Below are 22,894 nucleotides of genomic sequence, written 5' to 3' on the forward strand. Positions count from 1 at the left end.
GTGACGAAACACGCAGCCGGATCGCCCGAACCGATCGCCGTGGTGGGACTGGCGTGCAGGCTGCCGGGCGCGGCCGACCCGGCCGCGTTCTGGCGGCTGCTGCGCACCGGCACCGACGCGATCACCGACGCACCCGCGGACCGCTGGCCCGCGCCCGGCACGGCCGGTGTGCCGGCCCGCGGTGGTTTCCTCGACGCGGTGGACCTCTTCGACGCCGGGTTCTTCGGGATCTCGCCGCGCGAGGCGGCCGCGATGGACCCGCAGCAGCGGTTGATGTTGGAACTGGCCTGGGAGGCCCTGGAGGACGCCGGGGTGGTGCCCGCCGCGCTGGCGGGCGAGCCGGTCGGCGTGTTCGTCGGCGCGATCGGCGACGACTACGCCACCCTGGCCCGCCGGCAGGGCGCCGAGCACGTCGGCGCGCACACGCTCACGGGCCTGGAGCGCGGCATCATCGCCAACCGGGTGTCCTATGTGCTCGGTCTGACCGGTCCCAGCATGACCGTCGACACCGCCCAGTCCTCGGCCCTGGTCGCCGTCCACCTGGCGTGCGAGGCCATCCGGCGGGGCGAGGTGCCGCTCGCCGTCGCGGGCGGGGTGAACCTGAACCTGGCGCCGGAGTCCACGCTCGCCGCGGCCCGGTTCGGCGCGCTGTCGCCAGGTGGCGCCTGCCGCGTGTTCGACGCCGGGGCCGACGGGTACGTGCGCGGCGAGGGCGGTGGCGCCGTGCTGCTCAAGCCGCTGGGCGCGGCCGTCGCGGACGGCGACGAGGTGTACTGCGTGATCCGGGGCGGTGCGGTCAACAGCGACGGCGCCTCCCCGGGGCTCACCGTGCCCGACGCGGGAGCGCAGGAGGCCGTGCTGCGCGCCGCCCGGGAGCGGTCCGGTGTGGACGCCGCCGCGGTGCAGTACGTGGAGCTGCACGGCACCGGCACCCGCGTCGGCGACCCGGTGGAGGCCCGCGCGCTGGGCGCCGCGCTCGGCGCGGACCGGTCCGTGCCGCTGGCCGTCGGGTCGGCCAAGACCAACGTCGGCCACCTGGAGGGCGCGGCCGGGATCGTCGGCCTGATCAAGGTCGCGCTGAGCCTGCGGCACCGCGAACTGCCGCCCAGCCTCAACTTCAGCACCCCCAACCCCGCCATCCCGCTCGACGAGCTGCGGTTGCGGGTGCGCGTGGACCACGGAGCGTGGCCCCGGCCCGACCGGCCGCTGATCGCTGGCGTGTCGTCGTTCGGCATGGGCGGGACCAACTGCCACCTCGTGCTGGCCGAGGCGCCGGCCCGACGGGACCCGCCCCGGCGGGTCCCGTCCGGACCGGTGCCGCTGGTGCTGTCGGCGCGCGACGAGGCGGCGCTGCGCGCCCAGGCCACCGCGCTGGCCGTGCTCGACGCGGACCCGGTCGACGCGGCCTTCTCGCTGGCCACCACCAGGACCGCGTTCGGGCACCGCGCGGTCGTCCTGGACGGGTCGGCCGACGGGCTCGCCGCGGTCGCCGCCGGCACCAGGTCCGCGGCGGTGGTGCGCGGGGTGGCCCGGCCCGACCGCCGCGTGGCCTTCCTGTGCACCGGGCAGGGCGCGCAGCGACCGGGCATGGGCCGCGACCTCGCCGCCCGGTTCCCGGTCTTCGCGGCGGCGCTGGACCGGGTGCGGGCGGCGTTCACCGACGTCGTGGGAACCGACCCGTGGGAGGCCGTGTGGTCGCCCGGCGCCGACGTCGACCGCACCGGCACCGCCCAGCCCGCCCTGTTCGCCTTCGAGGTCGCCTGCGCGGAGCTGCTGCGCTCCTGGGGCGTCGTGCCGGACGTCGTGCTCGGCCACTCCGTCGGCGAGATCGCCGCGGCCCACCTGGCCGGGGTCTTCGCGCTGGAGGACGCCTGCCGGGTCGTCGCCGCCCGCGGCGCGCTGATGCAGGCCCTGCCGCCGGGCGGCGCGATGGTCGCGGTGCGGGCCACCGAGCGCGAGGTGCGGGAGGTGCTGGTCGACGGCGCCGAGGTCGCCGCGGTCAACGGACCCGACGCGGTCGTGCTGTCCGGCACCGAGGACGCGGTGGCCCGGGTCGCCGCCGTGCTCGCCGGGATGGGGCGGCGGACCCGGCCGCTGCGGGTGAGCCACGCCTTCCACTCGGCGGCGGTGGACCCGGTGCTGGCCGATTTCGCCGAGGTGCTGGCCGGGGTGCGGTTCCACGAGCCGCGGACGGTCCTGGTCTCCACGCTGACCGGCGCGCCGGCCGGGCCGGAGGTGCGCACCGCGGACTACTGGGTGCGGCACGCCCGCGAGGCCGTGCGCTTCGCCGACGGGGTGCGCGCCGCCGTGGGGCTCGGCGTCACCGACTTCGTCGAGATCGGCCCCGACAGCGCGCTGGCCGCGCCCGCCCGCGAGGTGCTGGCGGGCGGCGACCGGGTGGTGCACGCGGGGGTGCGCGCCGACCGGCCGGAGGTGGCCGGGTTCGTGGCGGGGGTGGCCGGGCTGCACGTGCGCGGGGTCGGGGTGGACTGGGAGCCGCTGTTCGACGGGACCGGGGCCCGGCGGCTGCGGTTGCCGACCTACCCGTTCCAGCGGGAGCGCCACTGGCTGGACACGGCGTCGCCGGGCCGGGCCGGGGCGCGGGCCGACGAAGCCGGGGAACCGGTCGGGAGCACGGCCACCGGGGCGGACGGGGGAGGTTCCGCCGGGCGGGTCCTCGGCGAGCGGGTGCCTGGCGGGGAGGTGTCCGGCGAGCGGTCACCTGTCGAACAGGTTCCCGTCGACGCCCACCCGGTCGACTTCGCCGCCCTCGTCCGCGACACCGCCGCCGAGGTGCTGGGCCACCGGTCGGCGGCGGCCGTCGACCCGGACCTGACGTTCCGCGAGCTCGGGTTCGACTCGCTGACCGCGGTCGAGTTCCGTGACGCGCTGGCCGAGGCCACCGGGCGCCGCCTGGCCGCCGGGCTGCTCTACGACCACCCCACGCCCGCCGCCCTCGCCGTCCACCTGGCCGGGGGCGCCGCGGCCGACCGGCCCACCGCCGCGGCCGACCCGGACGAGCCGATCGCGATCGTCGGCATGGGCTGCCGCTTCCCCGGCGGCGTCACCACGCCGGACCAGCTGTGGCGGCTGGTCGCCGCCGGCGAGGACGCCATCGGCGGGTTCCCCACCGACCGGGGCTGGGACCTCGCCGCCCTGTTCCACCCCGATCCCGAGCACAGCGGCACCTCCTACGTCCGCGAGGGCGGCTTCGTCTACGACGCCGACCGCTTCGACGCCGCGTTCTTCGGCATCAACCCGCGCGAGGCGGCGGCCATGGACCCGCAGCAGCGGTTGCTGCTGGAGACCTCGTGGGAGGCGGTCGAGGGTGCGGGGCTCGACCCGCTGGCGCTGCGCGGCACCGACACCGGCGTGTTCGTCGGCGCCATGGCCCAGGACTACGGTCCCCGGCTCGACGAGGGCCTGCCCGGCTACGAGGGGTACGCGCTCACCGGCAGCAGCGTCAGCGTGGCATCGGGTCGGGTGGCGTACGCGCTGGGGTTGCAGGGTCCTGCGTTGACGGTGGACACGGCGTGTTCGTCGTCGTTGGTGGCGTTGCACCTGGCGGCGCGGGCGTTGCGGTCGGGTGAGTGCGGCCTGGCCCTCGCGGGCGGTGTCGCGGTGCTCGCGTCGCCCGGGATGTTCGTGGAGTTCAGCCGCCAGCGCGGGTTGGCGCGGGACGGCCGGGCCAAGGCGTTCGCCGCCTCGGCGGACGGGACCGCCTGGGCCGAGGGCGCGGGCGTGCTGGTGCTGGAGCGGCTGTCGGACGCCCGTCGCAACGGCCACCGGGTGCTGGCGCTGCTGCGCGGGTCGGCGGTCAACCAGGACGGCGCGTCCAACGGCCTGACCGCGCCCAACGGCCCGGCGCAGGAGCGGGTGATCCGGGCGGCGCTGGCGGACGCGGGTCTGTCGGCCGCGGACGTGGACGTGGTGGAGGCGCACGGTACGGGTACCGCGCTGGGCGACCCGATCGAGGCCGAGGCGCTGCTGGCCACCTACGGGCGGGACCGGTCCGGTCCGCTGTGGTTGGGGTCGTTGAAGTCGAACATCGGTCACGCGCAGGCGGCGGCGGGTGTCGGTGGTGTGATCAAGGTGGTGCAGGCGTTGCGGCACGGGGTGCTGCCCAGGACCCTGCACGTGGACGAGCCCACGCCCCACGTCGACTGGGCGGCGGGGTCGGTGTCGCTGCTGACCGAACCGGTCGAGTGGCCGCGGGGCGACCGGCCGCGGCGGGCCGGCGTGTCGTCCTTCGGCATCAGCGGCACCAACGCGCACGTGATCGTCGAGGAGGCTCCGGCCGACCACGACCCCGCCGCTCCCGGTGCCGAGGTTGTCGACCCCGCCGCTCCTGGTGCCGCCGCCTTCGCAGCCTCCGCCGCCCTCGCCCAGCCCGCCCCTGCGGACCACCGGTCCGAGGGCCGCCGGCCCGGCGCGCACCAGCTCCCGGCGCCTGCTCCCGAGGCGGCCGGTTCCGCGGCGCCCGACCTCGCAACGCCCGGTTCCGCGGCGCCCGACCTCGCGGCCCCCGTGGCGTGGCCGCTGTCGGCCAAGGGCGAGCCCGCGTTGCGGGCCCAGGCCCGGCGCCTGGCCGAGCGGATCGGCGACGACGTCCACCCGACCGACGTCGCGGTGTCGCTGGCGGCCCGCTCGACCTTCGACACCCGCGCCGTCGTGGTGGCGCGCGAGCCGGCGGGGTTCACCGCGGCGCTGCGGGCCCTCGCCGAGGGGGAGCAGGCGCCGGGGCTCGTGGTCGGCACGGCCCGGCGGCGCGGCAGGCCGGTGTTCGTCTTCCCCGGCCAGGGGTCGCAGTGGCCGGGCATGGCCACCGGCCTGCTCGACACCGAACCGGTGTTCGCCGAGTCGGTGCGCGCGTGCGCCGCCGCGTTCGAGCCGCACGTGGACTGGGACCTGCTGGACGTGCTGCGGTCCGCCCCGGGCGCGCCCTCACCGGAGCGGGTCGACGTGGTGCAGCCCGCGCTGTTCGCGGTGATGGTCTCGCTGGCCCGGCTGTGGCGCTCGGCGGGCGTCGAGCCCGCCGCGGTGGTCGGGCACTCGCAGGGCGAGATCGCCGCGGCGCACGTCGCGGGCGCCCTGTCGCTGGCGGACGCCGCCCGGGTGGTGACCCTGCGCAGCCGGGCCCTCGGCGCGATCGCCGGGCGCGGCGGCATGGTGTCCGTGCCGCTCCCGGTCGACGCGGTGCTGGCCCGCCTCGCCGCGCACGGCGACCGCATCGGCGTGGCCACGGTCAACGGCCCCGCCGCCACGGTGGTGGCCGGCGACGCGGACGCGCTGGAGGAGTTCCTCGCCGAGTGCGACCGGGACGACGTGCGCGCCCGGCGCGTCCCGGTGGACTACGCCTCGCACTCGCCCCACGTCGACGCCATCCGGGACGAGCTGGCCACCCTGCTGGCCGGTATCACCCCGCGCGCCGCGCGGATCCCGTTCTGCTCGACGGTGACCGGCGACCTGCTGGACACCACCGGTCTGAACGCCGACTACTGGTTCCGCAACCTGCGGCAGACGGTCCACTTCGACCGCGCCGTGCGCACGCTGCTCGACCGCGGCCACGACGCGTTCGTCGAGGTCAGTCCGCACCCGGTGCTCACCATCGGCGTCCAGGGCACCGTCGACGACCACGGTGCCGACGCGGCCGTGGTCGGCTCGCTGCGCCGGGACGAGGGCGACCGCGCCCGGTTCCTGCTCTCCGCCGCCGAGGCCCACGCCGCGGGCGTCCCGGTCGACTGGTCCGCCGTGCTCGCGGGCACCGGCGGCCGGCGGATCCCGCTGCCCACCTACCCGTTCCAGCGCGAGCGGTTCTGGCTGGACCGCCCGGAGCCGGTGGCCGCCGACCCGGAGCAGGAGCGCCTGTGGTCGGCGGTGGACGCCGCCGACGCGGCCGCGCTGGCGGACGTGCTCGGCCAGGACGCCGACGCGACCGCGGCCGCCCTGCCGGTGCTGGCCGCGTGGCGCGGGCGGGTGCGCGGCCACCGGGACCTGGACCGCTGGTGCTACCGGGTCGAGTGGAAGCCGCTGCCGGAGCCCGCGGCGCCGCCCACCGCGGCGACCTGGCTCGTCGTGGTCCCGGCCGGCTCCCCGGACCACCCGCTGCCCGCCGACGCCGTCGTCGTGCCGGTCGAGCCGGGGCTGGGCCGGCGGGAGCTGGCCGCCCGCCTCACCGCGACCCTGGACCGGCCGCCTGCCGGGGTGTTCTCGATGCTCGGCGCGCACGACGACGCCGAGGTGGCCGACACGCTCGCCCTGGTCCAGGCGCTCGGTGATGCCGGGATCGCCGCCCCGCTGTGGTGCGCCACCAGGGGCGCGGTCGGGCCCGACGAGCCCACCGCCGCGCCGCGGCAGGCCAGGCTCTGGGGCCTGGGCCAGGTCGTGGCGCAGGAGCACGCCGAGCGCTGGGGCGGCCTGGTCGACCTGCCCGCCGAGGTCGACGCGCGGACCGCGCGCCGGCTGTGGGCCGTGGTGACCGGTTCGGCCGGGGAACGGCAGGTCGCGCTGCGCCGCAGCGGCGTGTTCGGCCGCCGGCTGGTGCCGGCACCGCCGCGCGCCGCCACCCCGTGGACCCCGCGCGGCACCGTGCTGGTGACCGGTGGCACCGGCGCCCTGGGCGCGCGGGTCGCCCGCCTGCTCGCCGCGGCGGGCGCCGAGCACCTGGTGCTGGTCGGCCGCCGGGGACCGGACGCGCCGGGCGCCGCCGACCTGCGCGCCGAACTGGAGGACGCGGGCGCCCGCGTGACGCTGGCCGCGTGCGACGTGGCGGACCGGGCCGCGCTGGCCGCGCTCCTGGCCGAGCACCCGCCGAACGCCGTGGTGCACACCGCGGGCGTCCTGGACGACGGCGTGCTGGACAGCACGACCCCCGAGCAGCTCGAACGCGTCCTCGCCGCCAAGGCCGACGCCGCGGACGCGCTGCACGAGCTGACCGCGGACCTCGACGCGTTCGTGCTGTTCTCCTCCGTCGTCGGGGTCGTCGGCAACGCCGGGCAAGGCGCCTACGCCGCCGCCAACGCCCACCTCGACGCCCTGGCCCGCCACCGCGCCGCGCGCGGCCTGCCCGCCCTCGCCGTGGCCTGGGGCGTCTGGGCGGGCGGCGGCATGGCGGACGCCGGGATCGCCGAGCGCATGGCGCGCCGCGGCGTGGTCGCCATGGACCCGCGGGTCGCGATCGGGGCGCTGCGCACCGCCGTCGGCGGCGCCGAACCCGCGCTCGTGGTGGCCGACCTGCGGTGGGACCGGCTCGCCCCGGTGCTGACCGCGGCCGGCCCGAACCCGCTGATCGCCGACCTGCCCGAGGTTCGGGAACTCGCGCGGACGGGCGGCACCGGACCGCGCGGCGGTTTCGCCGAGCGGCTCGCCGGGCTCGCCGGGCCCGAGCGCGGGCAGGCGGCCGTGGACGCCGTCCGCGCGCACGCCGCCGCCGTGCTCGGGCACGCCGACCCCGCCGCGGTCGACCCCGCCCGCGCGTTCCGCGAGCAGGGCTTCGACTCGCTCACCGCGGTCGAGCTGCGCAACCGGTTGGCCGGCGCCACCGGCCTGCGCCTGCCCTCGACCCTGCTGTTCGACCACCCCACCGCCACCGCCGTCGCCCGCTTCCTGCTCGGCGAGCTGTTCGGCGGTGACGAGCGCGACGGCGCGACCCCGCGCGCCGAGACCCCGCGGGCGACCGCCGCCACCGACGACGAGCCCATCGCGATCGTGGCCATGGGCTGCCGCTTCCCCGGCGGCGTCAGCACGCCCGAGCAGCTGTGGGACCTGCTCGTCGCCGAGCGCGACGTGGTCTCCGACCTGCCCGCCGACCGCGGCTGGGACCTGGCGAACCTGTACCACCCGGACCCCGACCACCACGGCACCTCCTACGTCCGGGAGGGCGGGTTCCTGCACGACGCCGCCGACTTCGACGCGGACTTCTTCGGCATCCCGCCGCGCGAGGCGCTGGCCATGGACCCGCAGCAGCGGCTGCTGCTGGAGACCTCCTGGGAGGCCGTGGAGCGGGCGGGCATCGACCCCAGGTCGCTGCGCGGCAGCCGGACCGGCGTGTTCGCGGGCATGGTCTACCAGGACTACGGCTCCCGCCTGCACGAGGCGCCCGAGGGCCTCGGCGGCTTCTTGGTCACCGGCAAGTCCTCCAGCGTCGTCTCCGGCCGGATCGCCTACGTCCTGGGGCTGGAGGGACCCGCGGTGACCGTCGACACGGCGTGCTCGTCGTCCCTGGTCGCCCTGCACCTCGCCGGCCAGGCGCTGCGCGCCGGGGACTGCGACCTCGCCCTGGCCGGCGGCACCACCGTGATGGCCGCGCCCGGCATGTTCGTCGAGTTCAGCCGGCAGCGCGGGCTGGCCCCGGACGGCCGCTGCAAGCCCTTCGCCGCAGCCGCCGACGGCACCTCGTGGGGCGAGGGCGCGGGTGTGCTGGTGCTGGAGCGGTTGTCGGACGCGCGGCGCAACGGGCACCCCGTGCTGGCGCTGGTGCGCGGCACGGCGGTGAACCAGGACGGCGCGTCCAACGGCCTGACCGCGCCGAGCGGCCCCTCGCAGCAGCGGGTGATCCGCGCCGCGCTCGACGCGGCCGGGCTGGCGCCGCGGGACGTGGACGCGGTGGAGGCGCACGGGACCGGGACGACGTTGGGCGACCCGATCGAGGCGCAGGCCCTGCTGGCGACCTACGGGCAGGACCGCGAGGAACCCCTGTGGCTGGGGTCGCTCAAGTCCAACATCGCCCACCCCCAGGCCGCCGCCGGCGTGGCCGGGGTGATCAAGGCGGTGCTGTCCCTGCGGCACGGCGTGCTGCCCAGGACCCTGCACGTGGACGAGCCGACCCCGCACGTGGACTGGTCCGCGGGTGCGGTGCGGCTGCTGACCGAGCGGCGCGACTGGCCCGCCGTGGACCGGCCGCGACGGGTGGGCGTCTCGGCCTTCGGCGTCAGCGGCACCAACGCCCACGCGATCGTCGAACAGGCCCCCCAGGCGCCCGCGCCCGAGACCGGCGCCGGGGACCGGCTGGTGCCGTGGCTGCTGTCCGCTCGCGACGCCGACGCGCTCGCCGCGCAGGCGGCCCGGCTGGCCGACCACCTCGCCGACGACCCCGCCGCGCGGGCCCTCGACGTCGGCGCCACCCTGGCGGGCGCGCGCAGCCGGTTCGACCACCGCGCCGCCGTCGTGGCCACCGACCCGGCCGCGCGGATCGACGTGCTGCGCGCGCTGGCCCACGGCGCGACCGCGCCCGGACTGGTCGAAGGCATTGCGAAGCCGGTGGGGAAGACGGTGTTCGTGTTCCCGGGTCAGGGTTCGCAGTGGGTGGGTATGGGTGTGGGGTTGTTGGCGGACAACGTGGTGTTCGCCGAGCGTTTTGGTGAGTGTGCTGCGGCGTTGGCGGGGTTGGTGGATTGGTCTCCGCACGGGGCTTTGGGTGACGCCGGTTTGTTGGGTCGGGTTGATGTTGTGCAGCCGTTGTTGTGGGCGGTGATGGTGTCGTTGGCGGCGGTGTGGGAGTCGTTTGGTGTCGTGCCGTCGGCGGTGGTGGGTCATTCGCAGGGTGAGATTGCTGCGGCGTGTGTGTCGGGTGCTTTGTCGCTTGGGGATGGTGCTCGGGTGGTTGTGCTGCGCAGCAGGGCGATTCTTGCTCTGGCTGGTCGTGGCGGGATGGTGTCGGTGGGCGAGTCGGCCGATGCGGTGCGTGGTCGGATCGTGCGGTGGGGTGGCCGGGTCTCGGTGGCTGCGGTGAATGGCCCGGCGGTCACTGTGGTGTCCGGTGAGCCGGAGGCGTTGGACGAGTTGGTGGCCGTGTGTGAGGCGGATGGGGTTCGGGTTCGTCGTGTGCCGGTGGATTACGCGTCGCATTCGGTTCAGGTGGAGGCGATCGCCGGGGAGATCCGGTCGGTGTTGGCCCCGATTTGTCCCCGCCCCGGCCGGGTGCCGTTGGTGTCGACGCTCACCGGGGAGACGACCGACGGTTCGGGGATGGATGCGGACTACTGGTACCGGAATCTGCGTGGCACGGTGGAGTTCCAGGGCGCCGTCGAAACGCTGACCGACACCGGTCACGGGTTGTTCGTGGAGTGCAGCCCGCACCCGGTTCTGGTCATGGCGATCCAGCAGACCGCGGAAGAGGCCGCCTGCGTGGGCACGCTGCGCCGCGACGACGGCGGGCACGACCGGCTGCTGCTGTCCGTCGCCGAGGCGCACGCCCGCGGGGCCGAGGTCGACTGGGCCGGCACCTTCGCGGGCGGCGTCCACGTCGACCTGCCCACCTACCCGTTCCAACGGCAGCGGTTCTGGCTGAACACCTCCGGCGGCTCCGCGACCACCACCGACGTGGTCGTGCCCCGGCCCGCGCCCGTGGCGCGGCCCGCCGGTACCCCGGAGGAGCTGCTGCGCCTGGTGCGCGCCGAGACGGCCGCGGTGCTGGGCCACCCCGGTCCGGACGCGATCCGGCCGACGCGCACCTTCGCCGACCTCGGCGTCGACTCGCTGACCGGCCTGGAGCTGCGGAACCGGCTCGGCGCGGCGACCGGGCTGCGGCTGCCCGCCGCGGTGGTCTTCGACCACCCGACGCCGACCGCGCTCGCCGACCTGCTGCTCGCCGAGTCGGCCGGTCGGGCGGGAACCGCGCCGGCCGCGTCGCGCACCCGGGCCGAGGAACCGGTGGCGATCATCGGCATGGCCTGCCGCTACCCGGGCGGGGTGCGCTCGCCCGAGGAGCTGTGGCGGCTCGTGCTCGACGGCGTCGACGCGATCACCGGCTTCCCGACCGACCGCGGCTGGGACGTCGACGGGCTCTACCACCCCGACCCGGACCGGCCCGGCACCACCTACGTCCGCGAGGGCGGGTTCCTGCACGACGCCGCGGAGTTCGACGCGGAGTTCTTCGGGATCAGCCCGCGCGAGGCGCTGGCCATGGACCCGCAGCAGCGGTTGCTGCTGGAGACCTCGTGGGAGGCGGTCGAGGGTGCGGGGCTCGACCCGCTGGCCCTGCGCGGCACCGACACCGGCGTGTTCGTCGGCGTCATCGACCAGGGCTACGGCGGCCGGGACCAGGTCCCGCCCGACGGCGTCGAGGGCTACCTGATGACCGGCACGCTGCCCGCCGTCGCGTCCGGTCGGGTGGCGTACGCGCTGGGGTTGCAGGGTCCTGCGTTGACGGTGGACACGGCGTGTTCGTCGTCGTTGGTGGCGTTGCACCTGGCGGCGCGGGCGTTGCGGTCGGGTGAGTGCGGCCTGGCCCTCGCGGGCGGCGCGTCGGTGATGGCCACCCCGGAGGTCTTCGTCGAGTTCAGCCGCCAGCGCGGCCTGTCGGTCGGCGGTCGGTGCCGCTCGTTCGCCGCCTCGGCGGACGGGACCGCCTGGGCCGAGGGCGCGGGCGTGCTGGTGCTGGAGCGGCTGTCGGACGCCCGCCGCAACGGCCACCGGGTGCTCGCGGTCGTGCGCGGCAGCGCGGTCAACTCCGACGGCGCGTCCAACGGCCTCACCGCGCCCAACGGCACCGCCCAGCGGCGGGTGATCCGGGCGGCGCTGGCGGACGCGGGTCTGTCGGCCGCGGACGTGGACGTGGTGGAGGCGCACGGTACGGGTACCGCGCTGGGCGACCCGATCGAGGCCGAGGCGGTCTCGGCGACCTACGGCGCGGCGCACGACGCCGAGCGGCCGCTGTGGTTGGGGTCGTTGAAGTCGAACATCGGTCACGCGCAGGCGGCGGCGGGTGTCGGTGGTGTGATCAAGGTGGTGCAGGCGTTGCGGCACGGGGTGCTGCCCAGGACCCTGCACGTGGACGAGCCCACGCCCCACGTCGACTGGACCGGCGGCGTGCGGCTGCTCACCGAGCCGCGCGACTGGCCCGAGGCCGACCGCCCCCGGCGGGCCGGCGTGTCGTCCTTCGGCGTCAGCGGCACCAACGCGCACGTGGTCGTCGAGGCCGGCGACGTCGAAGACCCCGCCCCGGAGCGGGCGGAGGTGTGGCCGGTGCCCGTGCCGCTGGCCGCGACCGCGGCCCCCGCACTCGCGGGGCAGGCCGCCCGGCTGCTGGCCCACCTCGACGCCGAACCGGGTGTCCGGGCGGTCGACGTGGCGTTCTCCGCGGCCACCACGCGGTCCGCGCTGCCGCACCGGGCCGTGGTCGTGGCCGAGGACGCCGAGCGGCTCCGGTCCGCCCTGCGCGCCCTGGCCGAGGACCGCTCGCACCCCGCGGTGGTGCCCGGCACCGCGTCCGACGACGGGCACCGCGTGGCCCTGCTGTTCGCGGGCCAGGGCTCCCAGCGGGTCGGCATGGGCGCCGGGCTCGCCGCCCGGTTCCCCGCGTTCGCCGCCGCCCACGCCGAGGTGTGCGCCGAGCTGGCCGCCCACGGCGTGCCCGACCCGCGCACCGCGACCGACCTCGACCGCACCGACCTCGCCCAGCCGGCGCTGTTCGCGTTCGAGGTGGCGCTGGCGGCGCTGCTGCGCTCCTGGGGCATCGTCCCGGCCGCTGTGCTGGGCCACTCGGTCGGCGAGCTGGCCGCGGCGCACGTGGCCGGGGTGTTCACCCTGGCCGACGCGTGCCGCGTGGTCGCCGCCCGCGGCCGGCTCATGCACGCCCTGCCCCCGGGCGGGGGCATGCTCGCGCTGCGCACCGACCCCGACGAGGCGGTCGCGCTGGCCCGCGGGCGGGTGGACCTCGCCGCGGTCAACGGCCCCGAGTCGGTCGTCCTGTCCGGCGCCGCGACCGAGCTGGACGCGGTGGCCGCCGAGGTCGTCGCGCGCGGTGGCAGGGCGCGGCGGCTGCGGGTGGGCCACGCCTTCCACTCCGGGCTGATGACGCCGGCGCTGGCGGACTTCCGCGCCGTGCTGTCGGAGGTGGCGTTCTCGGCCCCCTCGGTGCCCTTCGTCTCCGCGCTGACCGGCACCCCGGTGACCGACGAGGTCGCCGGCCCGGACTACTGGGTGCGGCACGCCCGCGAGGCGGTCCGCTTCGCCGACGCCGTCACCGCCGCCGAGGCCGCGGGCACGACGGTCTTCCTGGAGGTCGGGCCGGACGGCGTGCTCAGCGGCATGGCGCGGGACCTGGTCGAGCGGGCCGCCGTGGTGCCCACCACGCGCGCCGACCGGCCGGAGGCCCGCGAGGTCCTGACCGCGCTGGGCGAGCTGCACACCCGCGGCGTCCCGGTGGACTGGACCGGGGTCTTCGCCGACACCGGCGCCCGTCGGGTGGACCTGCCGACCCATGCCTTCCGGCGCACCCGGTTCTGGCTGACCGCGCCGTGGCGCGACCGGGGCGCGCGACCGGCCCCGGAGGACTCCTGGACCTGCACCGCGACCTGGCGCCCCCTGGCCGACCCCGCACCGGCCGTGCTCGGCGGCACCTGGCTGCTCGTCGCGACCGCGGACCAGGACGCCACCGCCGAGCGGGCCCTGGTCGAGGGCGGCGCGGTGGTCCGCCGGGTGCTGCTGGACCCCGGGCGCCCCGACCGGGCCGAGGTGGCCGAACGCCTCGCCGCCGCCCTGGCCGACGGCACCGTGCCGGCCGGTGTGCTGTCGCTGGTCGGCGCGGTCGGGGGCAGGCTCGCCCGGCACCCGGCGGTGCCGGTCGGGCTCGCCCTGACCGCGGCGCTGGTGCAGGCCATGGGCGACGTGCCCGTCGACGCGCCGCTGTGGTGCGCCACCCGGGCCGCGACCACGGCGCACGACCCCGACCAGGCCGCGGTGTGGGGCCTGGGGCGCGTGGTGGCCCTGGAGCAGCCGGAGCGCTGGGGCGGCCTGGTCGACCTGCCCGCCGAGCCGGACGAGCGCACGTGGCACCTGCTGCGCGCGGTCCTCGCCGGGATCGGCGAGGACGAGGTGGCGCTCGGGGCGGCGGGCGCGTCCGCGCGCCGGCTCGTGCCCGCGCCGCCGGTCGACCGGCCCGCGTGGCGGCCGCACGGCACCGTGCTGGTCACCGGCGGCACCGGGGCGCTGGGCGCGCACGTGGCCCGCGCCCTGGCCACCGCGGGCGCCGAGCACCTGCTGCTGACCAGCCGCCGCGGTCCGGACGCGCCGGGCGCCGCCGAGCTGGCGGCCGAGCTGACCGGGCTGGGCACCGAGGTCACCCTCGCCGCTTGCGACGTGACCGACCGGGACGCGCTGGCCCGCCTGCTGGCCGGGATCGGCGCCGACCGGCCGCTCACCGCCGTCGTGCACACCGCCGGCGTGGTGGACGACGGCGTGGTCGACGCGCTGACCCCCGACCGGCTCGCCGGCGTCCTCGCGCCCAAGCTCGACGCGGCGCAGGCGCTGCACGAGCTGGCCGGCGACGTGGAGGCGTTCGTGCTGTTCTCCTCCGCCGCCGGCACCCTCGGCAACGCGGGCCAGGGCAACTACGCCGCCGCCAACGCCGCGCTCGACGCGCTGGCCCGGCGCCGCCACGCCCTGGGCCTGCCCGCCACCTCGGTGGCCTGGGGCGCGTGGGCCGGGGCCGGCATGGCCACCAACCCCGCCGCCGCCGAACGCCTGCGCCGCGACGGGGTGACCCCGATGGACCCGGTGTCGGCGGTCGCGGCCCTGGGTCGGGCGGTCGCCTCCGGGCGGCCCGCGCTGGTCGTCGCCGACATCGACTGGCCCCGGCTGGCCTCCGCGTTCGCCGAGGTCCGGCCGACACCGCTGCTGGCCGACCTGCCCGCGGCGCGCACCGCGCCCGCGGACCGGCCGGCCGCCGCCGACGGGCTGGCGTTCCCCCTGCGGCTGGCCGCCGCCGCGCCCGCCGACCGCGAGCACCTGCTCGTCGAGCTGGTCACCGCGAGCGCGGCCGCGGTGCTCGGCCACGACGGCACCGCCGCGGTCCCCGCCGACCGGGCCTTCACCGACCTCGGCTTCGACTCGCTGACCTCGGTCGAGCTGCGCAACCGGCTGGCCGCCGCCACCGGGGTCCGGCTGCCCGCGACGCTGGTGTTCGACCACCCGACCCCGGCGGCCATGGCCGCGCGGCTGCTCGCCCTGCTCGTCCCGGAGGAGCGGGCACCCGACCCGCTGGCCGAGCTCGACCGGCTGGCCGGTGTCTTCGCCGGGGTCACCGACCCCGAGCTGCGCGCCGGGATCGGCCGGCGCCTGCGCGCCCTGGCCGACGGGTGGGCGGGTGGTGGCACCGCGCCGGTCGACGTCCGGTCCGCCTCGCGCGACGAGCTGTTCGACCTCATCGACAACGACCTGGGGGTGTCCGACTGATGGCTGACGACGCCGACGACAAGGTCCTGGAGTACCTGCGGCGGGTCACCGCCGAGCTGCACCGGACCAAGGACCGGCTGCGGGCGGCCGAGCACGCCGACCGCGAACCGGTCGCGGTGGTCGCGATGGCCTGCCGCTTCCCCGGCGGGGCGACCACGCCCGAGGCGCTGTGGGAGCTGGTCGGGCGGGGCGTCGACGCGGTCGGGCCGTTCCCGGTCGACCGGGGCTGGGACCTCGACGCCCTGCTCGACCCGGACCCCGACCGGCGCGGCACCTCCCACGTCGGCGAGGGCGGCTTCCTGACCGACGTGGCAGGCTTCGACGCCGCGTTCTTCGGCATCTCCCCGCGCGAGGCGCTGGCCGTGGACCCGCAGCAGCGGCTGGTGCTGGAGACCGGCTGGGAGCTGTTCGAGCGGGCCGGCGTCGACCCGCACTCGGTGCGCGGCAGCCGCACCGGCGTGTTCCTGGGCACCAACGGCCAGGACTACCCCGAACTGCTGCGGCACGCCCCCGACGACGTCGAGGGCTACGCCGGGATCGGCAACGCGGCCAGCGTCTTCTCCGGCAGGCTCGCCTACGTGCTCGGCCTGGAGGGGCCCGCGCTGAGCGTCGACACCGCGTGCTCCTCCTCGCTGGTCGCCCTGCACCTGGCGGTGCAGTCGCTGCGGCGCGGCGAGTGCGCGCTCGCCGTGGCCGGCGGGGCGACCGTGATGGCCACGCCCGCCGTGTTCGTCGAGTTCAGCCGGCAGCGCGGGCTGGCCCCGGACGGCCGCTGCAAGGCGTTCGCCGCAGCCGCCGACGGCACCGCGTGGGGCGAGGGCGTGGGGTTGCTGCTGCTGGAGCGGTTGTCGGACGCGCGGCGCAACGGGCATCCGGTGTTGGCGGTGGTGCGGGGTTCGGCGGTGAACCAGGACGGTGCGTCGAATGGTTTGACGGCGCCGAATGGTCCGTCGCAGGAGCGGGTGATCCGCGCCGCGCTCGACGCGGCCGGGCTGGTGCCGCGGGACGTGGACGCGGTGGAGGCGCATGGGACCGGGACGACGTTGGGCGACCCGATCGAGGCGCAGGCCCTGCTGGCGACCTACGGGCAGGACCGCGAGGAACCCCTGTGGCTGGGGTCGGTGAAGTCGAACCTGGGTCACACGCAGGCCGCGGCGGGTGTGGCGGGCGTGATGAAGATGGTCTTGGCGATGCGGCACGGGGTGTTGCCGAGGACGTTGCACGTGGATGAGCCGACCCCGCACGTGGATTGGTCCGCGGGTGCGGTGGAGCTGTTGACGGAGCGGCGTGGGTGGCCGGTGGTGGACCGTCCTCGGCGGGCGGGGGTGTCCTCGTTCGGGGTCAGCGGCACCAACGCCCACGTGATCCTGGAATCCGCCGAAGAAGTCGTTGTGGACCAAGGGCCGGAGCCCGCGGTCGTTCCCTGGGTGGTGTCGGCGAAGACGGCCGAGGCGCTGGGGGAGCAGGCCGCGCGGCTGCGGGACGGGTGCGCGGCGGTCCGGCCGGTCGACGCCGCCCACACCCTGCACGCGGGTCGGGCCGCGCTGGAGCACCGGGCCGTGGTGGTGGGCGCCGACCGGGACGAGCTGGTCGCCGGGCTGGACGCGCTGGTGCGGAACGAGCCCGCGGCCACCGTGGTGACCGGTGTGGTCGGGGCGGTGGGGAAGACGGTGTTCGTGTTCCCGGGTCAGGGTTCGCAGTGGGTGGGTATGGGTGTGGGGTTGTTGGCGGACAACGTGGTGTTCGCCGAGCGGTTCGGTGAGTGTGCTGCGGCGTTGGCGGGGTTGGTGGATTGGTCTCCGCACGGGGCTTTGAGTGATGCCGCTCTGTTGGGGCGGGTTGATGTTGTGCAGCCGTTGTTGTGGGCGGTGATGGTGTCGTTGGCGGCGGTGTGGGAGTCGTTCGGTGTCGTGCCGTCGGCGGTGGTGGGTCATTCGCAGGGTGAGATTGCTGCGGCGTGTGTGTCGGGTGCTTTGTCGCTTGGGGATGGTGCTCGGGTGGTTGTGCTGCGCAGCAGGGCGATTCTGGCTCTGGCTGGTCGTGGCGGGATGGTGTCGGTGGGCGAGGCCGTGGGCCGGGTGCGGGACAGGATCGCGCGGTGGGGCGGCCGGGTCTCGGTGGCGGCGGTGAATGGCCCGGCGGTCACCGTGGTGTCCGGTGAGCCGGAGGCGTTGGACGAGTTGGTGGCCGTGTGTGAGGCCGACGGGGTCCGGGTCCGCCGTGTACCCGTGGATTACGCGTCGCACTCGGCCCAGGTGGAGGCGATCGCCGGGGAGATCCGGTCGGTGTTGGCGTCGGTGAGGCCGCGTGCGGGTCGGGTGCCGTTGGTGTCGACGCTCACGGGCGAGATCACGGACGGTTCGGGGATGGACGCGGACTACTGGTACCGGAATCTGCGTGGCACGGTGGAGTTCCAGGGCGCCGTCGAAACGCTGACCGGGCGCGGGCACCGGCTGTTCGTCGAGTGCAGCCCGCACCCCGTGCTCGTCCCGGGACTCGGACAGGACGTCGTCGCCGTCGGCACGCTGCGCCGCGACGACGGGGGGCCGCGCCGCGTGCTGCTGTCGGTCGCGGAGGCCCACGTGCGCGGCGCGAGCGTCGACTGGTCGGTCGCCACCGCCGGCGGCCGTCACGCGGACCTGCCCACCTACGGCTTCCAGCGCCGCCGCTACTGGCCCGCGCCCGCCCACGGGGCGGCCGACCTGCGGGCCGCGGGCGTCGACCCGGCCGGCCACCCGCTGCTGGGCGCGGCGGTCGAGCAGGCCGACGGCGGCCTGCTGGTGACCGGCGCCCTGTCCCCCGCGGCCCACCCGTGGCTGGCCCAGCACACCGTCAACGGGATCGCGCTGCTGCCGGGCTCGGTGTTCCTGGACCTGGCCCGGCACGCTGGGGACCTGGTCGGCTGCTCCCGGGTCGACGAGCTGGCGATCGGCGTCCCCCTCCCGGTTCCGGCCGGCGGGGTCCGCGTCCGGCTGACCGTCGGCCCGGCCGACGCGGCGGGCGCCCGACCGCTGGCCGTGCACGCGCGGGCAGCCGACGGCACCTGGACCCGGCATGCCACCGGCAGCCTCGCCCCGGCGTCCGGCGTCGAACCCGAGCCGGTCGACTGGCCGCCCGCGGGTGCCGAGCCCGTCGACCTCGACGGCTTCCACGACCGGCTCGCCGCCGCGGGCGTCGACTGCAGTCCGGCGTTCCGGGGCCTGCGCGCGGTCTGGCGGCGGGGCGACGACGTGTTCGCCGAGGCGGAACTGGGCCAGGCCGAGCGGGACGACCGGTTCGCCCTGCACCCGGCGCTGCTCGACGCCGCGACCCAGGCCACGGCGGCGGTCGACCCGACCCCGCGCAGGCCGTTCCTGTGGAGCGGCTTCGAACTGCACGCGACCGGCGCGGCGGCGGTCCGCGTCCGGCTCGCGCGGCTGGCCGACGACCGCCTCTCGCTGCACGTCGCCGACGAGACCGGCGCGCCGGTCGCCACCGCGGAGTCGCTGGTGTCCCGACCGGTGGAGGCGCCGCCGACGGCACCCCGTGCGGGAGCCCTGTACGCCGTCGACTGGGTCGCCCGGGACGTCGACCCGGCCTCGGGTTCGACCGGTCGCTGGGTGGTGGTCGGCGACGACGACCTCAAGGTGGCTGCCGTGCTCGGCGCGGCGGGGGTGCGGGTCGACGCGACCGCGGACCTCGCCGGCGCCGCGGCCGCCGACGGCGCCTGCGCGTCGGTCACCCCGGCGGAGGGCGACCCCGACCCGGCGACCGCGGTCCGGACCACCGCGGGGGCGGTGCTCCGCCTGGTGCGGGACTGGTTGGCCGAGGACCGGGCCGCGGCCCGGCTCGTGGTGCTGACCAGGGGCGCGGTCGCCGTCGACGGCGAGGTGCCGGACCCGGTGGGCGCCGCGGTGTGGGGCCTGGTGCGCTCCGCCCAGCGCGAGCACCCCGGCCGGTTCGCCCTGCTCGACCTCGACGACCACGACGCCTCCGCCCGGCTGCTGCCCGCAGCGCTCGCCGCCGGCGAGCCGCAGGCCGCGCTGCGGGCCGGTGGGCTGCGCGTGCCCGAGCTGGTCCGGCTGCCACCGCCGGGTGGTGCGGCGGAGCGCGCGGTGCGGGGGCCGGTGCTGGTCACCGGTGCGGCCGACGGGCTGGGCGGGCTGGTGGCCCGGCACCTGGTCACCGCGCACGAGGTGCGCTCGCTGCTCTTCGCCTCCCGGCGCGGCCCGGCCGCCCCCGGCGCGGACCGCCTGCGCGACGACCTCGTCGCGGCCGGTGCCGACGTCGAGGTCGTCGCGGTGGACGTGGCCGACCGGGACGCCCTGGCCGCGCTGGTGGCGCGCCGCCCGCCCCGGCTGGTGGTGCACACCGCGGCCGTGCTGGCCGACGGGATCGTCACCGGGATCGACGACGACCGGTTCGACCGGGTGCTGCGGCCCAAGGCCGACGCCGCGCTGGCCCTGGACGAGGTGGTGGGTGACGCCGAGCTGGTGCTGTTCTCCTCGGCCTCGGGCACGCTCGGCGGACCGGGCATGGCCAACTACGCGGCCGCCAACGCGTTCCTCGACGCCTTCGCCGCGCGCCGCGACGCGAGCGGGCGGCCCACCCGGGCCCTCGGCTGGGGTCTGTGGGCGCCGGTCGGCGGCATGACCGGCAGGCTCGACCGGGGCGCGGTGGAGCGGATGGTCCGCGCGGGCGTCGCCCCGCTGTCCCCGGAGGACGGCCTCGCCCTGTTCGACGCGGCCCTGGCCGAGCCCGACCGCCCCGCGGTGCTGCCCCTGCGGCTGGACGGCGCGCCGCGCGGGGCGGCCGAGGACGTCGCGCCGCTGCTGGCGCGGTTCGTCCGGGCGCCGGTCCGCCGCGCCGCGGCCCGCACCGCCGGGGCGGACCCGCTCGCCGGACTCGCCGCGCTGGCCGAACCCGTGCGGACCGCGGCCGTGCTCGACCTCGTCCGCGGCCACGCCGCGGCCGTGCTCGGCCACCGCGGCGCGGCGGCGGTCCCGCCCGACCAGCCGCTGCGCGAGCTGGGCCTGGACTCGCTCACCGCGGTGGAGCTGCGCAACCGCCTCGCCGCGGCCACCGGCCTGCGGCTCCCGGCGACCCTCGCCTTCGACCACCCCACCGCCACGGCCGCGGCCGCGTTCGTGCGCGACGCCCTGCTGGGCACCGCCCCGTCCGGCGCCCGGGCCGTCCTCGACCACGTCGACCGGCTCGCCGCCGCGCTGGGCACCGCCCGCCTCGACGCCGGGGAACTGGCCGACGTCACCGCACGGCTGCGCGCCCTGGCCGCCGAGTGGGCACCCGCCGCCGAACCGGCCGGCGTGTCGGTCGCCGCGGCGACCGACGACGAGCTGTTCGCCTACCTCGACCGCAAGCTCACCGACGACCCCACCGGGATGCAGTGATGGCCACCGAAGACCGGCTGCGCGCCTACCTCAAGCGCGTCACCAGCGAGCTGGACGAGACCCAGGCCCGGTTGCGGGCCACCGAGGCCAGGGCCGCCGAGCCCATCGCGGTCGTGGCCGCGGGCTGCCGGTTCCCCGGCGGGGTCGCCTCGCCGGAGGACCTGTGGCGGCTGCTGCTGGCCGAGACCGACGCGGTCGGCGAGTTCCCGACCGACCGCGGCTGGGACCTCGCGGCCATCCACGGCCCCGACCCGGACGCGCCGGGCGCCTGCCACGCCCGGCAGGGCGCCTTCCTCGCCGACGCCGGTTCCTTCGACGCCGCGTTCTTCGGCATCTCCCCGCGCGAGGCGCTGGCCATGGACCCGCAGCACCGGCTGCTGCTGGAGACCTGCTGGGAGACCGTCGAGCGGGCCGGCATCGACCCGCACTCGCTGCGGGGCAGCCGGACCGGCGTCTACGCGGGCGGCAACGGCGGGGACTACGCCGGGCTGCTGCACGACGTGCCCGAAGGCGTCGAGGGCTACCTGGGCATCGGCAACGCCGCCAGCGTCGCCTCCGGCCGGATCGCCTACACCCTGGGCCTGGAGGGCCCGGCCATCACCGTCGACACGGCCTGCTCCGCGTCCCTGGTCGCGCTGCACCTGGCCTGCCAGGGGCTGCGCAACGGCGACTGCTCCCTGGCGCTGGCCGGTGGCGTGACCGTCATGTCGACGCCCGCCTTCCTGGTGGAGTTCAGCCGGCAGCGGGGCCTGTCCCGGGACGGCCGGTGCAAGGCGTTCGCCGCGGGCGCCGATGGCACCGGGCTGGCCGAAGGGGTCGGTGTCCTGCTGCTGGAGCGGTTGTCGGACGCGCGGCGCAACGGGCATCCGGTGTTGGCGGTGGTGCGGGGTTCGGCGGTGAACCAGGACGGTGCGTCGAACGGTTTGACGGCGCCGAATGGTCCGTCGCAGGAGCGGGTGATCCGCGCCGCTCTGGCGGCGGCGGGGTTGTCGCCGTCCGAGGTGGACGCGGTGGAGGCGCACGGGACCGGGACGACGTTGGGCGACCCGATCGAGGCGCAGGCGCTGCTGGCGACCTACGGGCGCAACCGTCCGGCTGACCGCCCGCTGTGGTTGGGGTCGGTGAAGTCGAACCTGGGTCACACGCAGGCCGCGGCGGGTGTGGCCGGGGTGATCAAGATGGTCTTGGCGATGCGGTACGGGGTGTTGCCGAGGACGTTGCACGTGGATGAGCCGTCTCCGCACCTGGATTGGTCCGCGGGTGCGGTGGAGCTGTTGACGGAGCGGCGTGGGTGGCCGGTGGTGGACCGTCCTCGGCGGGCGGGGGTGTCCTCGTTCGGGGTCAGCGGCACCAACGCCCACGTGATCCTCGAAGCGGTGCCCGACCAGCCGCGCACGCCCGGCACCGATCCGGGCCGGGCCGTGCCGTGGGTGCTCTCGGCCAGGTCGCCGGAAGCGCTGCGGGCGTGGGCCGGGCAGGTCCGTGCCGGCGCTGACGCGCCGCTCGTCGACATCGGGCTGGCCCTGGCCACCACGCGGGCGCACTTCGAGCACCGGGCCGTCGTCGTCGCGCGTGACCGGACCGCCGCCGACCACGGGCTCACCGCGGTGGCCGACGGCGTCGAGGTCCTGCCGCCGCACGTCCGCGCCGGTGTGGTCGGGGCGGTGGGGAAGACGGTGTTCGTGTTCCCGGGTCAGGGTTCGCAGTGGGTGGGTATGGGTGTGGGGTTGTTGGCGGACAACGTGGTGTTCGCCGAGCGTTTTGGTGAGTGTGCTGCGGCGTTGGGCAAGTTGGTGGACTGGTCTCCGCGTGAGGCTTTGGATGACGCCGGTTTGTTGGGGCGGGTTGATGTTGTGCAGCCGTTGTTGTGGGCGGTGATGGTGTCGTTGGCGGCGGTGTGGGAGTCGTTTGGTGTCGTGCCTTCCGCCGTGGTGGGTCATTCGCAGGGTGAGATTGCGGCGGCGTGTGTGTCGGGTGCTTTGTCGCTTGGGGATGGTGCTCGGGTGGTTGTGCTGCGCAGCAGGGCGATTCTTGCTCTGGCTGGTCGTGGCGGGATGGTGTCGGTGGGCGAGTCGGCCGATGCGGTGCGTGGTCGGATCGCGCGGTGGGGCGGCCGGGTCTCGGTAGCGGCGGTGAATGGCCCGGCGGTCACCGTGGTGTCCGGTGAGCCGGAGGCCCTGGACGAGCTGGTAGTTGCTTGTGAGGCCGACGGGGTCCGGGCTCGTCGTGTGCCGGTGGATTACGCGTCGCATTCGGTTCAGGTGGAGCGCATCCGCGACGAGATCGTCACCGCGCTGGCCCCGATTCGTTCCCGCCCCGGCCGGGTGCCGCTG

The 22,894-nt window shown here is 76.9% G+C and carries 3 protein-coding genes (1 of these 3 cut by a window edge); all 3 read left to right on the forward strand.

What is annotated here, in order from left to right; genetic code table 11:
• Tightly spaced (each overlapping or abutting the next), the 3 genes in view from EKG83_RS19185 to EKG83_RS49415 form a layout consistent with a single transcriptional unit that may run on beyond the window.
• A complete protein-coding gene (locus tag EKG83_RS19185) occupies window positions 1–15,174 on the forward strand; it encodes a type I polyketide synthase (protein WP_153278220.1) in 15,174 nt (5,057 codons plus the stop codon).
• Window positions 15,078–20,561 (forward strand): type I polyketide synthase, encoded by a 5,484-nt coding sequence (locus EKG83_RS19190; RefSeq protein WP_407690766.1) that lies wholly within the window; start codon window positions 15,078–15,080, stop codon window positions 20,559–20,561. The genes EKG83_RS19185 and EKG83_RS19190 overlap by 97 nt, the downstream gene beginning before the upstream one ends.
• A protein-coding gene (locus EKG83_RS49415) for a type I polyketide synthase (RefSeq protein ID WP_407690767.1) crosses the window boundary here: on the forward strand, window positions 20,558–22,894 show its 5' portion. 2,331 nt of this gene lie beyond the right edge of the window; only the first 2,337 of its 4,668 coding nucleotides appear in the window; it begins with the start codon at window positions 20,558–20,560; its stop codon lies off the right edge, out of view. Before EKG83_RS19190 ends, EKG83_RS49415 begins: the two co-directional genes overlap by 4 nt.

The sequence above is a fragment of the Saccharothrix syringae genome, from assembly GCF_009498035.1.
In the GTDB taxonomy this organism is placed as follows: domain Bacteria; phylum Actinomycetota; class Actinomycetes; order Mycobacteriales; family Pseudonocardiaceae; genus Actinosynnema; species Actinosynnema syringae.